Annotated in this window: 15 protein-coding genes; all 15 read right to left on the minus strand. The window is 64.0% G+C overall.

Annotation, left to right across the window (positions count from 1 at the left end; translation table 11 throughout):
* Window position 1 precedes the first annotated feature (1 nt).
* The 15 genes from nagZ to fabF all read right to left on the minus strand — a co-directional run bounded on the left by nagZ (window position 2) and on the right by fabF (window position 14,666).
* A complete protein-coding gene (gene nagZ / locus QUV35_RS02690) occupies window positions 2–1,093 on the minus strand; it encodes a beta-N-acetylhexosaminidase (protein ID WP_300870639.1) in 1,092 nt (363 codons plus the stop codon).
* Window positions 1,090–1,584 (minus strand): holo-ACP synthase, encoded by a 495-nt coding sequence (acpS, locus tag QUV35_RS02695; protein ID WP_300870640.1) that lies wholly within the window; start codon window positions 1,582–1,584, stop codon window positions 1,090–1,092. Before acpS ends, nagZ begins: the two co-directional genes overlap by 4 nt.
* Window positions 1,581–2,351 carry a pyridoxine 5'-phosphate synthase gene (locus QUV35_RS02700; RefSeq protein ID WP_300870641.1) on the minus strand — a complete coding sequence of 257 codons (771 nt, stop codon included), beginning with the start codon at window positions 2,349–2,351 and terminating at the stop codon, window positions 1,581–1,583. Before QUV35_RS02700 ends, acpS begins: the two co-directional genes overlap by 4 nt.
* Window positions 2,348–3,214: a DNA repair protein RecO gene (gene recO, locus QUV35_RS02705; RefSeq protein ID WP_300870642.1), complete on the minus strand. Its 867-nt coding sequence runs from the start codon at window positions 3,212–3,214 to the stop codon at window positions 2,348–2,350. The genes QUV35_RS02700 and recO overlap by 4 nt, the downstream gene beginning before the upstream one ends.
* Window positions 3,183–4,199: a GTPase Era gene (gene era / locus QUV35_RS02710; RefSeq protein ID WP_300870643.1), complete on the minus strand. Its 1,017-nt coding sequence runs from the start codon at window positions 4,197–4,199 to the stop codon at window positions 3,183–3,185. Before era ends, recO begins: the two co-directional genes overlap by 32 nt.
* A 4-nt stretch (window positions 4,200–4,203) precedes the next feature.
* Window positions 4,204–4,944 (minus strand): ribonuclease III, encoded by a 741-nt coding sequence (rnc, locus tag QUV35_RS02715; RefSeq protein ID WP_300870644.1) that lies wholly within the window; start codon window positions 4,942–4,944, stop codon window positions 4,204–4,206.
* Between the two features lie 43 nt (window positions 4,945–4,987).
* Window positions 4,988–5,335 (minus strand): DUF4845 domain-containing protein, encoded by a 348-nt coding sequence (locus tag QUV35_RS02720; RefSeq protein WP_300870645.1) that lies wholly within the window; start codon window positions 5,333–5,335, stop codon window positions 4,988–4,990.
* 27 nt (window positions 5,336–5,362) lie between these two features.
* Window positions 5,363–6,340, minus strand: coding sequence for a signal peptidase I (gene lepB, locus QUV35_RS02725; RefSeq protein WP_300870647.1), 978 nt, complete (start codon window positions 6,338–6,340; stop codon window positions 5,363–5,365).
* Window positions 6,340–8,148, minus strand: coding sequence for a translation elongation factor 4 (lepA, locus tag QUV35_RS02730; protein WP_300870650.1), 1,809 nt, complete (start codon window positions 8,146–8,148; stop codon window positions 6,340–6,342). The genes lepB and lepA overlap by 1 nt, the downstream gene beginning before the upstream one ends.
* 524 nt (window positions 8,149–8,672) lie before the next feature.
* Window positions 8,673–10,187, minus strand: a complete 1,515-nt coding sequence (locus QUV35_RS02735) for a Do family serine endopeptidase (protein ID WP_300870652.1) — start codon at window positions 10,185–10,187, stop codon at window positions 8,673–8,675.
* Window positions 10,188–10,302: 115 nt separating this feature from the next.
* Window positions 10,303–11,403 carry a MucB/RseB C-terminal domain-containing protein gene (locus QUV35_RS02740; protein ID WP_300870654.1) on the minus strand — a complete coding sequence of 367 codons (1,101 nt, stop codon included), beginning with the start codon at window positions 11,401–11,403 and terminating at the stop codon, window positions 10,303–10,305.
* A 6-nt stretch (window positions 11,404–11,409) separates the two neighbouring features.
* Window positions 11,410–12,120: a sigma-E factor negative regulatory protein gene (locus QUV35_RS02745; protein WP_300870657.1), complete on the minus strand. Its 711-nt coding sequence runs from the start codon at window positions 12,118–12,120 to the stop codon at window positions 11,410–11,412.
* Between the two features lie 61 nt (window positions 12,121–12,181).
* The gene (gene rpoE / locus QUV35_RS02750; protein ID WP_300870658.1) at window positions 12,182–12,823 is read right to left on the minus strand and encodes an RNA polymerase sigma factor RpoE; all 642 of its coding nucleotides are present in this window, start codon (window positions 12,821–12,823) and stop codon (window positions 12,182–12,184) included.
* A gap of 91 nt (window positions 12,824–12,914) precedes the next feature.
* On the minus strand, window positions 12,915–13,388 hold the full coding sequence (locus tag QUV35_RS02755) for a hypothetical protein (protein WP_300870660.1): 474 nt from the start codon (window positions 13,386–13,388) through the stop codon (window positions 12,915–12,917).
* Between the two features lie 33 nt (window positions 13,389–13,421).
* Window positions 13,422–14,666 carry a beta-ketoacyl-ACP synthase II gene (gene fabF, locus QUV35_RS02760; protein ID WP_300870661.1) on the minus strand — a complete coding sequence of 415 codons (1,245 nt, stop codon included), beginning with the start codon at window positions 14,664–14,666 and terminating at the stop codon, window positions 13,422–13,424.
* Window positions 14,667–14,701: the final 35 nt, after the last annotated feature.

The raw sequence follows: 14,701 nt of genomic DNA on the forward strand, positions 1-14,701 counted from the left end.
CTCAAGGCAGCAGAGAGAGCGCCTGCATGTACCGCTCGCTGACCATCAGGGCGTCCCAATCGGGAGCCGCAGAGCGCGGCAAGAGGGTTCGCCGGCGTTCTTCACTCGCCTCGCTGGGCAGCCAGTCGCCGTTCAGGCTGGCCTTTGACAGATCGTCGATGGCCTCGTCGATCGGAGCACCCCCGTCTTCCACCGACTGGTTGCACAACAAGACCAGGTCACAGCCCGCCTGCAGGGCCGCCAGCGCGGCGGTGGTGAAGCTCACCGCCCGGCCGTCCATCTGTCGAGCCGCCGCCATGCTGAGGTCGTCGCTGAAGATGGCCCCGGTGAAGCCCAGGCGCCGGCGCAGCACATCGTTGAGCCAGCGGGCGGAAAAACCCGCCGGGCGCTGGTCCACCCGGGGGTAGATGACATGGGCCGGCATCACCGCCTGCAGGCTGGCCGAAAGCCAGCCGTAGGGCGCAGCGTCCTCGCTCAGAATCGCCTTCAGGCTGCGCCGATCCACGGGAACGGCCAGGTGGGAGTCGGCCTTGACGAAGCCATGGCCCGGAAAATGTTTGCCGCAGTTGCCCATGCCGCTTTGCAGCAGTCCATGCATCAACGCCTGTGCAAGCAACGCGACGATGCGCGGATCGCGACCGAACGAGCGGTCGCCGATCACCGAGCTTTCGCCGAAGTCGAGGTCCAGCACCGGGGTGAAACTCAGGTCGACGCCGCAAGCGCGCAACTCGGCGCCCAACACATAGCCCGTGGCGGTCGCGGCGTTGCAGGCCTGCAGGGTCGAGGCACCTTCGAGCTGACCCGCCTGGACCGGGCGCACGGCCAGTGCGCCCAGCGCCGCCATGGGCGGCAGGTGGGTGAAGCCGTCGGTGCGAAAACGCTGCACGCGGCCGCCCTCGTGGTCCACCGCGATCAGCAGATCGGGACGAACAGCCTTGATCTGTCGGCACAGCCGGGTGAGTTGCACCCGGTCACGCCAGTTGCGGCCGAACAGGATGACGCCACCCACCAGGGGATGGGCAAGGCGCCGGCAGTCCTCCTGGGTGAGAACGAGACCAGCGACGTCGATGATGAGGGGGGCGTGTGTGCTCATGTCGGGGGCAGAGGTTGATGGTTCGCCGCCGGGCCGCCCCTGGGCGAATCAGACCCAACGGCAGGGTGCAGCGACCCGCGCAGCGGTGGAACCTGCGGATCGTCCCGCTCGACCACGACGAAACTGGCTGCGTAGTCGGTCTCGTCGGTCACCGTCACATGGGCCCGCAGGCCCTGGCCTTCGAACCAGGTCTTCAGGTCGCCATGCAGCACGATCACAGGCTGGCCGCTGGGCAGGTTGGTGATTTCGCAGCGCTGCCAGGTCATGGGCAGGCGCATGCCCAGGCCGATCGCCTTGGAGAACGCCTCCTTGGCAGAAAAGCGCGTGGCCAGAAAGCGCACACCCCGCTGGGGCCAGCGGGCGCCACGCTGCTGCCAGACGAGGAACTCGGCGTCGCTGAGCACCTTGCGCACGAAGCGCTCGCCCTGACGTTCCAACGTCGCCTGGATCCGGCGGATGTCGCAGATGTCGGTGCCGATGCCGTGGATCATCGATCGGACGCGTCGGCGATGCAGCGGTTGTACTCGACGATGGTGGCGGCGTAGCCCAGCTCCAGTGCGTCGGCCATCAGCGCATGGCCGATCGACACCTCGCTCACCCCGGGCACCGTGCGCAGGAAGGCGGTGAGGTTGTCGCGATTGAGGTCGTGGCCGGCATTCACGCCCAGACCGGCGATCAGGGCGGCCTGCGCGGCGGCGCGAAAACGCTCGAGCTGCCCGGTTCTCTGCGGGGTGTGCCAGGCCGCGGCGTATGGCTCGGTGTAGAGCTCCACCCGGTCGGCGCCCGCAGCGCGGGCGCCCGCCATTGCCGGCGCGTCGGCATCCATGAACAGGCTCACGCGCACACCCAGCGCACGGCACTCGTCGATCAGCGGGCGCAGGCGCTCGGCGTCGGCGGGAAAGCTCCAGCCGTGATCGCTGGTGAACTGGCCCTCGCTGTCGGGCACAAACGTGACCTGATGGGGCCGCACGGTGCGCACGAAGCCCATGAGGTTGTGAAAAGGGTTGCCCTCGATGTTGTATTCGCGATCGGGCCATGCCTTCATGAGTTCGGCCAGATCGTGCACATCGTGCGCACGGATGTGGCGCTCGTCCGGACGCGGGTGGACGGTGATGCCGCGCGCGCCGGCCTGCAGACAGAGCGTGGCGGCACGGGTGACCGACGGAATGCCGAGGTGGCGGGTGTTGCGCACCAGCGCCACCTTGTTGAGGTTGACCGACAGCGCGGTGGGCAGGTGGGGAGTGGAGGCTGCGTTCATGCAGAAGGCTCGGGGTTGGGTGTCGCCATGTCACCGGGCGCAAACGCCCCGGTGGAGCGGGGTCGCGTCATCGCCTGCACATCCAGCATGAGTTGCCGCGTCTTGAACACCCGCACACCGCAATGGTAGTGCAGCAGGTGGCGCAACTGCGGCCGCAGGGCTTGCAGGGCGTTGGCGCAGGCCCGCAGCGTGGTGACGAAGGGCGCTGGTCCATCCATGGCGGCCTGCAGGTTGTGCCACTGTTCACCGCTCAGCCAGTGAGGGTCGTCGTCGTGCGCCGCCCTCAGGCCACTCTCGGGTGTCAGCACATAGCGCACATCCGGCGAGAGAGGCGCAAGGGTGTTCGCCTCGTGCGCCAGGTCGGGCAGCAAGCCCACATCGCGCAACAGCAGCAACTCGAAGGCCCGCAGGATGACATGCTGGGCGTCGCTCTTTTCAGCCAGCAAGCGCACCGCCATGGTGAAGTGATCAAACAGGCTGGCGTGCGGATCATCGCGGGCCAGCAGCCGCATCAGCAACTCGTTGAGGTAGCTGCCGGACATCAGCGCCTCGCCGGTGGGCATCACGTGCCCTCCCTGCCACTGGGCCGACTTCAGCGTGCGCACCTCGGCTTCACCCGTCCAAGACACCTGCAGGGGTTGCAAGGGGAGCAGCACCGGGCGGAACTGGGAAGTGGGTCGCTTCACCCCCTTGGCAACCAGCGCGATGCGACCAAAGTGGCGGGTGAACACTTCCAGCACCAGACTGGTCTCGCTCCAGTCGTAGCGGTGGAGCACGAAGGCGGGTTCTTCGGTGACGCGTTTCAAGGCCACGGGTCGGGCAGCCGGCGGCTCACTCGTATCCGAAGGACCGAACGCGGGCATCGTCGTCGGCCCAACCCGAACGTACCTTGACCCACAACTCCAGAAACACCTTGCAGTCCCAGAGTTTTTCCAGCTCCTGGCGGGCTTCGGTGCCGATGCGCTTGAGCTTCTCGCCGCCCTCTCCAATCACCATGCCCTTGTGGCCTTCGCGTTCAACCACGATGGTGGCCGCGATGCGCTTGAGGGCGCCCTCCTCCTCGAACTTGTCGATGATCACGGTGGACGTGTAGGGCAGTTCGTCACCCGTCAGGCGAAACAGCTTTTCGCGGACCATCTCGCTGGCCATGAAGCGCTCGCTGCGGTCGGTGAGGTCGTCCGGATCGTGCATCCAGGGCTGCTGCGGCAGGAACTTCTCGCAGATGCCGAAAAGGCGTTCGATGTCCTTGGCGGTTTTTGCCGACATCGGCACGAATTCGGCAAAAGGGTGGCGTTCCTGCATGGAGCGCAGCCAGGGCGCGAGGTCCCCGCGGCGGTGCACCAGGTCAAACTTGTTGGCCAGGAGGATCACCGGCACGTTGGCCGGCAGCAGCGAGAGCACCTTGGCATCGGCGAGGTTGAAGTGACCGGCCTCCACCACGAACAGGATCAGGTCAACATCGCTCACGGCGCCCAGCACGGTCTTGTTCAAGGCGCGGTTGAGTGCGTTGCCGTGACGGGTCTGGAAACCCGGCGTGTCCACAAAGATGAACTGAGTGGGGCCCACGGTGCGCATGCCGGTGATGCGGTGACGCGTGGTCTGGGCCTTGCGCGAGGTGATGCTGACCTTTTGCCCCACCAGGGCATTGAGCAAGGTCGACTTGCCCACATTGGGCTTGCCCACGATGGCCACGTAGCCGCAACGCTGCTGGGCCGGGTCGATCACGGCTTCTTCCACCACCGGGCTGCCCTCGCTCGATGGCAGGGCTGCAGTCTCCTTGCTCAGGGCCTTGGCCAGCATGGCGTCGAGGTCGGGATTGGACGGCGGATTCACAGGTGTGCGGGGCATGGGTTCAAGCTGACTTGGCGGAAGGGGCGACAGTGTCTGTCGGGGAAGGCAAGGCATCGGCCTGGCGAGGATCGGCGGTGAGTTGTTGCAGCATCGCCGCCGCAGCGGCCTGTTCGCCGGCCCGTCGCGATGCGCCGATGCCACGTTCGACCCGGCCGGTCTCCGTGACCGTGCACTCGACGTCAAAAGTCTGCTTGTGCGCCTCACCGAGAGTGGCCACCACGCGGTAGACGGGCAGTTTCATTCTGCGCGCCTGCAACCACTCCTGCAATTCGGTTTTCGGGTCTTTTCCCATGGCGCTCATCTGGGCATTGAGTTCCAAGCCGCTGTAGAGCCGGTGCACCAGCGCAGCGGCCACTTCGAAGCCGGCATCGAGGTAGACCGCACCGATCACGGCTTCAAGGGCATCGGCCAGGATCGAGGGTCGCTTCTGGCCACCCGAGCGCTTCTCGCCATCGCCCAACCGAAGCCCGGCCGACAGGTTCAAGCGGGACGCGATCTCGAACAGGGTGTCCTGCTTGACCAGGTTGGCGCGCACGCGGGAGAGGTCTCCCTCTGGTTGCTGACTGAGCTTTTCATACAGCAGGCCCGAGACCGCCAGATTGAGCACGGAATCGCCCAGAAACTCCAGCCGCTCGTTGTGGTCAGCGGTAAAGCTTCGGTGGGTCATGGCGCGCTCCAGCAAGCGCGGGTTGGCGAACTGGTGCTGCAGGCGCCGTTGCAGCGCCGTGAGTTCCGGACTCAAGAATGCGGGCGCCCCATCGAGCGCTCCCTGCCCAGGCTGCATGTCACTTCGAGCGACCTTCGTATTTCATCAGCAGGTAGGCCGGACCGGCCAGCGGGATCTCGCGGGTGTAGGCGTAAGAGACGACCACGCGGTCGCCCTCCTTGCCCACCACGAGATCCTTCGCCGAAATGGTACGGATGTCGTCGATGGCAGCCGCCTTGTCGAAGATGCTTCGCACCTCGGCGACGGTGGAACCGGAGGCCGCCTTGTCGACCGCCTTCTGCACGGCGATGTACTCGATGTAGGTGGGAACCACCTGCGCAAACACCACACCGGCCAGGGCCAGCAACACACCCACGATGATCAGGCCCATGAAGGTCAGGCCCTGTTGTTGTCGCTTCAGTTTCATGAGGTCATGCTCCAGAGGTGAAGTTGATCATTCAAAGGACCCGATGCGCCCCAGGTCGCCAAAATTCATCCAGACGAAGAAAGCCCTGCCGACGATGTTGCGCTCGGGCACGAAGCCCCAGTAACGGGAGTCGAGCGAATTGTCCCGATTGTCACCCATCATGAAGTAGTGACCCGCAGGCACCGTGCAGGTGACACCCTCCACGGTGTACTTGCAACCGTCGGCAAACGGAAACTCGGTGGCTCCCGGAATGAAAGCCGGGCGATCGTCGTCGTTGAGGGTGCTGTACTGCCGCTGGTCGAGCGTTTCCGCGAACTGCCTGGAGTAGCGCATCGAATCGCTGTCGAAGAAGTCGGGCTGGGCCACCTTGGGCACAGGCTTGCCGTTCACGGTCAACTGCTTGTTCAGGTATGCCACCTCGTCTCCGGGCAAACCGATCACCCGCTTGATGTAATCCAGGCTGGGCTGGGGCGGGTAGCGGAACACCATCACGTCACCACGCCGGGGATCGTTGTTGGCAATCAGTTTGGTGTTGAAGACCGGCAGGCGCACACCGTAGTGAAATTTGTTGACGAGGATCAGGTCGCCAACCCGCAACGTGGGAATCATCGATCCCGAGGGGATCTTGAACGGTTCGAAGAGGAACGAGCGCAGCACGAACACCGCCAGAATCACCGGAAACAAACCGGCCGTCCAGTCCAGCCACCACGGCTGGGCGAGCAGCTTTTGACGCCCCGGCTCGACGTCCCCTTCAACCTGGCTGAAGCCCTGCTTGATCAGGGCTTCCTTGCGTGTGTTGTGTTCAACCAGCCGTTGATCGGCCGCACGTCGGCGCTGCGGCAGGAAGACCAGGCGCTCTGCCAGCCAGTACAGGCCGGTGACCGCCGTGGCCAACATCAGCAGGAGGGCAAAGTTGCCTTCGACCACCCCGGCGTACCAGGCACCTGCATAGGCCACAAAGGCCGTCAGGATCACCGCAGTGACCGTTCCCATGAGCGCCTGCATCAGTCCTGCACCTGCAATATGGCGAGGAACGCTTCCTGGGGAACCTCGACCGAGCCGATCTGTTTCATGCGCTTCTTGCCTGCTTTCTGTTTTTCGAGGAGTTTGCGTTTGCGTGAAATGTCACCGCCGTAGCATTTTGCCAGCACGTTCTTGCGCAGCGCCTTGATGGTCTCCCGCGCGATCACGTTGCCACCGATGGCTGCCTGGATCGCCACGTCGAACATCTGGCGGCTGATGATTTCGCGCATCTTGGCCACCACCGCGCGACCACGGTACTGGGACTGCGAGCGGTGCACGATGATCGACAGGGCATCGACCTTTTCACCATTGAGCAGGATGTCGACCTTGACCACGTCGGCCGCGCGGTACTCCTTGAACTCATAGTCCATGGACGCATAGCCGCGGCTCACCGACTTGAGCTTGTCGAAGAAGTCCAGCACGATTTCGCCCAGCGGCATGTCGTAGGTCAACATGACCTGCTTGCCGTGGTAAGCCATGTTGAGCTGCAGGCCGCGCTTCTGGTTGGCCAGCGTCATCACCGCGCCCACGTACTCCTGCGGCATGTACAGGTGCACGGTGACGATGGGTTCCCTGATCTCTTCGAGCCGGCCCTGGTCGGGCATTTTGGACGGGTTCTCGACCATGACCACTTCACCGTCGGGCTTGACCACCTGGTAGACCACGCTGGGCGCTGTCGTGATGAGGTCCTGGTCGAATTCGCGCTCCAGGCGCTCCTGGACGATCTCCATGTGCAGCAGGCCCAGGAAGCCACAGCGAAAACCAAAGCCGAGCGCCTGTGACACCTCGGGTTCGTACTGCAGCGATGCGTCGTTGAGCTTGAGCTTTTCCAGGGCGTCGCGCAGTGAGTCGTACTGGTTGGCTTCGGTCGGGTACAGACCGGCGAACACCTGTGGCTGAACTTCCTTGAACCCAGGCAAGGCCTCGGTGGCCGGACCGGCGTTGTTGGGCAGCTTTTTCTCGAGTGTGATGGTGTCGCCCACCTTGGCTGCCTGCAGCTCCTTGATGCCGGCAATGATGTAGCCCACCTCACCGGCCTGCAACGATTCGCGGGGCTCGTTGCCGGGCGTGAACACGCCCAGGCTGTCGGCGTTGTAGACCGTGTTGGTCGCCATCATCTTGAACCGCTCGCCCTTGAGCAGACGTCCATCAACCACACGCACCAGCATCACCACGCCCACATAGGCGTCGTACCAGCTGTCCACAATCATGGCGCGCAGGGGAGCATCGGGGTTGCCCTTGGGGTGCGGGATCCGGGCAACCACCGCTTCCAGGATGTCTTCCACGCCCATGCCTGTTTTGGCCGAGCAGGGAATGGCGTCGGTGGCATCGATGCCGATCACGTCCTCGATCTCGTTCTTGGCGTTCTCCGGATCGGCATTGGGCAGATCCATCTTGTTGAGCACCGGCACGACCTCAACGCCCAGCTCGAGCGCCGTGTAGCAATTGGCCACGGTCTGGGCTTCGACGCCCTGACTGGCATCCACCACGAGCAATGCACCCTCGCAGGCGGAAAGCGATCGTGAGACCTCGTAGGAGAAGTCAACGTGCCCGGGTGTGTCGATGAGGTTGAGGTTGTAGACCTGCCCATCGCGCGCCTTGTACTTGAGCGAGGCGGTCTGTGCCTTGATGGTGATGCCACGCTCTTTCTCGATGTCCATCGAGTCAAGCACCTGCTCGCTCATCTCGCGATCAGACAAGCCGCCACACAGGGAGATGATGCGATCGGCGAGCGTGGATTTGCCGTGGTCGATGTGCGCGATGATCGAAAAATTGCGGATGTGATTCATCAGGAGAGCGGCTCAAACACTGGGAAAACCGCGGCTCCTGAGAGGAACGAGCGGCCATAAAAAAGGGCGCGTCAGCTGCTGACGCGCCCGTAACCAACAATCAATGGCAACTGCGATAGTTGGGGTTTCATTGTAGGCAAAAAGCCCGGATTGCAAACCACCGAACCACCGTCAGCCCCTTGTTGCGACGCAGCAACGCGGACTTTATGCACAGCATATCCACAAGATAACGGGGAAACTTGTGGGGCGGCTGTGGACGACTTGGGGACTTCTGTGCTCGCTCCCACATCGTGGGTCAGCCATGCACGCGGGCACCAGAATTCCATCAGAACTGGGAACATTTTAGCGAAATCGGTCAATACAAGCGCCACGGTAGTGAGCATCCACTAACAAATACTGAGGCCAAGGACCCATTGGGTCGTTCGAATCTCTGTGGCAAATCGGCCACCCTCAGAAAAAACCCCCAGATCCGAAGGGTCTGGGGGTTCGATCCGGCTCCGACCAGTGGTCGGCCCGAAGGCGTTTCAACGCTGCGGTCTGATCACCACGTACTGCGCCCACTCGCCGCGGCGGAACAAGACATTGACTGGCCGCGTCTTGTCGACCTTGCTCAACGCGGTCTCCATGTCCTTGAGAGTCGCGGTCTCGGTGTTGGCGATGGCCACGATGACATCGCCCTCGCGCAGGCCGGCGCGGGCCGCAGGACCTTCGGCCGAAGCAATGCGCACGCCCCCCTTGAGGTTGAGCTCCTTCTTCTCGGCGGCGGTCAATTCGGCCAACGCAAGGCCCAGCGACTGCACCGCGTTGCTGGCCTGCGGCTTGGCGGGTTCGGGCGCGGCGGCCCTGACCTCGGGCTTTTCAGGCTCGAGCTCCGCCACCGTGATTGCCAATTCGCGCTGGGCGCCGCGCCGCAAGACGGTCATGGTGCTCCGGTTGCCGGGTTTGGTGTTGCCCACAAAGCGTGGCAGGTCCACCGATTTTTCGATGGTCTTGCCGTCGAACTTCAGAATGATGTCCCCGGGTTCGACGCCCGCCTTCGCGGCGGGTGACTCCGGTTCCACGCCCCGAACCAGGGCGCCCTTGGCAGCACCCAGGCCCAGGGAGTCGGCCACTTCCTTGCTCACCTGATCGATCTGCACACCGATGCGCCCACGGGTCACGCGTCCGGTGGTCCTGAGCTGGTCGGACACACGGACCGCTTCATCGATCGGAATCGCAAACGAGATGCCCTGGAATCCTCCCGAACGGGAATAGATCTGGCTGTTGATGCCGATCACCTCGCCGCTCATGTTGATCAGCGGACCTCCCGAGTTGCCAGGATTGATGGCCACGTCCGTCTGAATGAACGGAAGGAAGTCACCTGTGTCGCGCTGCTTGGCGCTGACGATGCCGGCCGTGACCGTGTTCTCCAGGCCGAACGGTGAGCCGATGGCCATCACCCATTCGCCCACCCGCAGACGGTTGATGTCACCGATCTTGACCGGGGCAAGTCCCGTGGCATCGATCTTGACCACCGCGACGTCCGTGCGCTTGTCCGCACCGACGACCCGAGCCTTGAATTCGCGCTTGTCCGGCAATGTCACCAACAACTCGTCTGCCCCTTCGACCACATGGGCGTTGGTCATGATCAAGCCATCGGCGCTGAGGATGAAACCGGAACCGACCCCGCGCGGCTGGGCGTCCTCGGAGGGCCCCCGCTCCTGTCTCGGCGTGCGCGGCGTCATGCCGGGCGGCACCGGAATACCGAAGCGTTTGAAGAATTCCAGCATCTGTTCATCAGGCGCTCCTCCGGCACCCGGGCGCGCGGCGACAGCGCGCTCCAGGGTGCGGATATTGACCACCGACGGGCCCACCAGGTCAACCAGATCGGTGAAGTCGGGCAGGCCTCGCACACTGGCGGCGGGTGGCACCACCGGAACCACCGCCGTCTGGGCCGACAGCGGCGCATGCAGGATGAGGGAAGCCGTTCCGATGGCCGCAAGGGCGGCGCTGGCGGTCATCGCCAGCAGGGGTTTTTGAAAACGTTTCAGGTGCGTCATGGCGATCCTTTACACAAACGCAAATGGCAAAGACAGGCTGAGCGTCGAAGGACTGCAGCATTTCGCCAACGCCGCACAGATGCGGCTTGGCGACCGGGAATCAAGTCTGGCAGGTTCAGCGCGTTCGTTCCAGCGCAAGGGCAAAACGGCGCAATGTCGGCGGGGGCACTTCACCCAGCACCGTCAACCAGTGGTCACCCACCCGCTTGCTGACCGAGTGCGTTGCACCCACCGCCGCTGACTTCTCCTTGCCGTGGCGCAGCGGGTCGAAAGGCTCGACAAACAAGGACACCGAGGCCAGGCCATCGGAGAAGACCCACTGCATCGGCGCGACTCCTGGCGCCTGGGCGGTACCGGCGTCGCGGGTGTGGCAGCTCATCGCGGTGAAGCCGGGCACCGCTTCCTTCAGCCGCCAGCCTTCTGCCTCGGGCGTGGTCTTCCTGAGCACCGGTTTGTGCACGTCGTATCCGCGCGTGTCCTTCATCAGACGCTCGAGCTTGTCCATGCTGACCGGGGCATCGAGTTGCAGCTCGGAGAACGACATCTGCTCGAGCACAGCGCCCTGTTCACCCAGGGTCTGCAACTTCACCACCAGGCCGGTTTGCCGCTCTGACCAGATGCGGTAGCCGAACCGCAGTTCGTCCCTGGGCAGGATCTCAACCATGTCGGCCAGATGACCTGCCACCCGCTGCACGCCGGTCTCCCGTGCTGAATAGAACTGGGGAATCAGATTGCTCGGCGTGCGCAAGAGTTCGGGGAACATGCCGAGCGACTCACGCTTCTCGACAAACGCGGTTTTGCTCTCCGGCTCGAACGTGATCACGTCGCTGTTGCGTCGAATGGTCGTGCGCGGCGCGCCCGTGAGCGTGTCGATGCGCTCCATCTGCTGGTTGCCATCACACACATGCCAGACCTTCGACGCGGACATCGAGGCCCCCGCCGACACCACCAGCGTGCCGGTGTAGGCTCGCTGACGCGATGCCTCGTGCATGCGGCTGAGCCACTCATTGACGGTGCGGGTACCGGCCGGTGCCGTCGTGGTCACCTGCGCCTGCACAGTGCCACCCAACAGGCAGCCCGCAACCAGCAGCACCGTGGCGCCCATTGGACGCCAGCGCCTGAGCGTCAACCCGGCGTGGCATCCATGCCCTCGGTCCGGGGACGTCTGCGCAGAAACACGCAAGGCCGGATTCACATCAATCAGGTGTGGCGTCATGGCGACTCAACGTCCCGCAGCTTCGTAGGTGGCATTTCGAATGAAACCTGAGGGCATCTGCAAGGCAGACATGCCACCGTGCTGGCGGTGCTCGGCGAGCAGCGCCTCAAGTTGCGCATCGCGGATCAGGATTCCCTGGCCGGTGCCGACCATCACGGGTGCAGCGCCCGGAGCTGCCGGGGCGTTCACCGCCAATGCTGGTTCGGCCAAGGGGGTCGGTGGGGCAGCCGCGAGTTGGGTTCCAGCGGATCCGTTCGGGTTGGCACCCGATCCAGCAAGCATTGTCCAGCTCACCGCCATCACGGCTGCCATAGAAGAGATTCCCGCCACGAGTTTCCAGCGAAAGACCGCTTCGTTTGCTGCCTGGGCGCGAACATGGGCCACCGGCATGTCCACCATGGCGGGCCGCTGCGCCGGTGGGTCTGCTGCGGTGTCGCGGGCATTGAGACCGATCCGCACCGCCGCCAGAAAGTCGGTCGCCGGCTTCGCTCCGGTTGGGTCGGCATTGCCGCGCAACACGTCCCCGATCACCTGGTACGCATGCCATTCGCACAAGACCTCCGGAGAACCGTCGATCGAAGCGAGCAAGGCATCGACGTCTGCGGCATTCAATGCTCCGTCGGCCAAGGCAGACCAGGCAGTGGCATCTCCCACACGCGTGGAGGGAGCTGCCAGGCTGTCACCCGGAAACTGGTTGTGCTGTTGTTCGGCATTCATGATTCATTTCCCCGTGTGCTGTGCAATCGGCCCCGCTTGCCGCAGGAAGCTTGCGCCTGCGCTACCACCGTTTGCCCGTCTGGCGTTCAAGCATCGGCTTGATGCGCCCCGATATGGCTTCGCGGGCCCGAAAGATCCGCGAACGGACCGTTCCGATCGGGCATTCGAGCGTCTGCGCAATTTCCTCGTAACTCATGCCCTCGATCTCCCGCAGGGTGATCGCCATGCGCAACTCTTCGGGCAGCGCGTCCATGGCCGCGTTGACCGCTTGGGCGATCTCCTTGCTGGCCAGCACCGCTTCGGGCGTCTCGGTATCGGCCGCGTGGAAATTTAGTTCGCGTTCGGACGAGGAAGTTTCATCGTCGTCCGAGGATTTCATCTGGGATTGAAAGACCAGCGGGTCGCGCTTGAGTTCCATCAACTGCTTTTTCGCGGTGTTGACCGCGATCCGGTACAGCCATGTGTAGAACTGGGCGTCCCCCCGGAACTGCGCCAGTGCACGGTAGGCGCGAATGAAGGTTTCCTGCGCAATGTCCTGGACCAGGTCGGAATCGCGCACCATGCGGCCGATCAGGCGCTCGACGCGACGCTGGTATTTGATGACGAGAAGTTCGAACGCCCGCTGCTCGCCGCCCAGTGTGCGCTGCACCAACATGACATCGCTGTCAGGAGGCGGGGGAGCTGTGTGGTCTTCAGGATTCATGCGCGCGGAAATATAACCCAAGGGGTGAATGGCAACGGTCCGGCGGGAGCATGGCCCACCGGGACGAAGGCCCGCAGTGAGCGCGTCTGCCTCAGATGCGGCTCGACATCAGCGCCCTGCGAAAGTCGGCCCAGCGCGCAGGCAGGCAACGGCGTTCGACCCACACCCAACGGTGCCCGGCGCCCGGCAAGTGAAATCGAATCAGGATCCGGTCCTGCAGGTCGAGCACGCGCTCCACCCCGCTGAGTGCGACGGGCCCGCCCTGCGGCACTTCGGCCCAGGACCAGCCACTGGCCCCTGGTTCCTCGCTTCCACGCACGGGCTCCCAGTGCAACGCGCCCTCGGGCGATCGCGACCAACTCCGGCAGGCACACGCCACCCAGAAGAGCCATCCCAGCGCGCCCAGCACCGGCACGACCGTGTGCCGGGCAGGACTGGCCGGGGCGTTCGACGTGTACAGGTACAGCGCCAATGTCGTGGCGGTTGCCAATCCGAGAAACAGCAACAGCCCCGCCTGGAACGCAGAACGCCCCACCGGGTAGACCACGGACGGGGCGCTTTGCATGGTGGGCGTGCTGGATAGGAGCGATCGGTAGGATCAAACGCGTTTGAATACCAGCGAGCCGTTGGTGCCGCCAAACCCGAAGTTGTTCTTGAGCGCCACATCGATCTTCATGTCGCGCGCCGTGTTGGCGCAGTAATCCAGGTCGCACTCCGGGTCCTGGTTGAATATGTTGATCGTGGGTGGGCTCTTCTGATGATGCAGGGCGAGCACGGTGAACACACTTTCGATGCCTCCGGCGCCACCCAGCAAGTGCCCCGTCATGGACTTGGTCGAGTTCACCACCACCTTGGCAGCGCGATCGCCGAGCGCAGCCTTGATGGCGTTCGTTTCGTTCAGGTCGCCCAGCGGGGTCGAGGTGCCGTGTGCGTTGAGGTAGTCGACCTGGTCCGCATTGAGCCCGGCGTTGCGCAAGGCGCTCACCATGGCTCGGCGGGGGCCGTCCATGCTGGGTGCAGTCATGTGACCCGCATCGGCGCTCATGCCGTATCCGGAGAGTTCGGCGTAGATCCGTGCACCTCGGGCTTTGGCAAACTCATATTCTTCAAGCACCATCACCCCGGCGCCCTCGCCCAGCACAAACCCGTCGCGATCCTTGTCCCACGGACGGGAGGCGGTGGAGGGGTCGTCGTTGCGGGTGGAAAGCGCACGCATCGCGGCGAAGCCGCCCACGCCCAGCGGCGACACGGTTGCTTCGGAGCCGCCCGCAACGATCACGTCGGCGTCTCCATACTCGATTTTTCGCGCCGCCTCTCCGATGCAGTGCAGGCCGGTGGTGCATGCCGTCACCACCGCCAGATTCGGACCCTTGAAACCGTATCGCATGGACACGTGGCCGGCAATCATGTTGATGATCGAGGCCGGCACAAAGAATGGCGAGATGCGACGAGGCCCGCGGCTCACCAACTCGGCATGGGTTTCCTCGATCAGCGGCAAGCCACCGATGCCCGAACCGATGATGCAGCCGATTCGGATCGCCGTCTCTTCGTCCAGCGCATCCCCCAGTGGCAGACCGGAGTCCATCACGGCCTGATGGGCCGCGGCGACGCCGAAGTGGATGAAGCTGTCCATCGTGCGCGCTTCCTTGGCGCTCATGTAGGACTCGATGTTGAAGCCCTTCACCTCGCCGGCAATCTTGCAGGCGAAGCTGGATGCGTCAAACCGGGTGATGAGGTCAATGCCGGAGCGCCCGGCCAACAGGTTGGCCCAGGCATCTTCCACCGTGTTGCCCACGGGGCTGATACATCCCAGGCCGGTCACGACGACGCGACGACGGCTCATTCATTTCCCCCACGCTGTATGCCATGCAGCTCGAA

The organism is Hydrogenophaga sp., from assembly GCF_030373225.1.
Taxonomy (GTDB): domain Bacteria; phylum Pseudomonadota; class Gammaproteobacteria; order Burkholderiales; family Burkholderiaceae_C; genus Hydrogenophaga.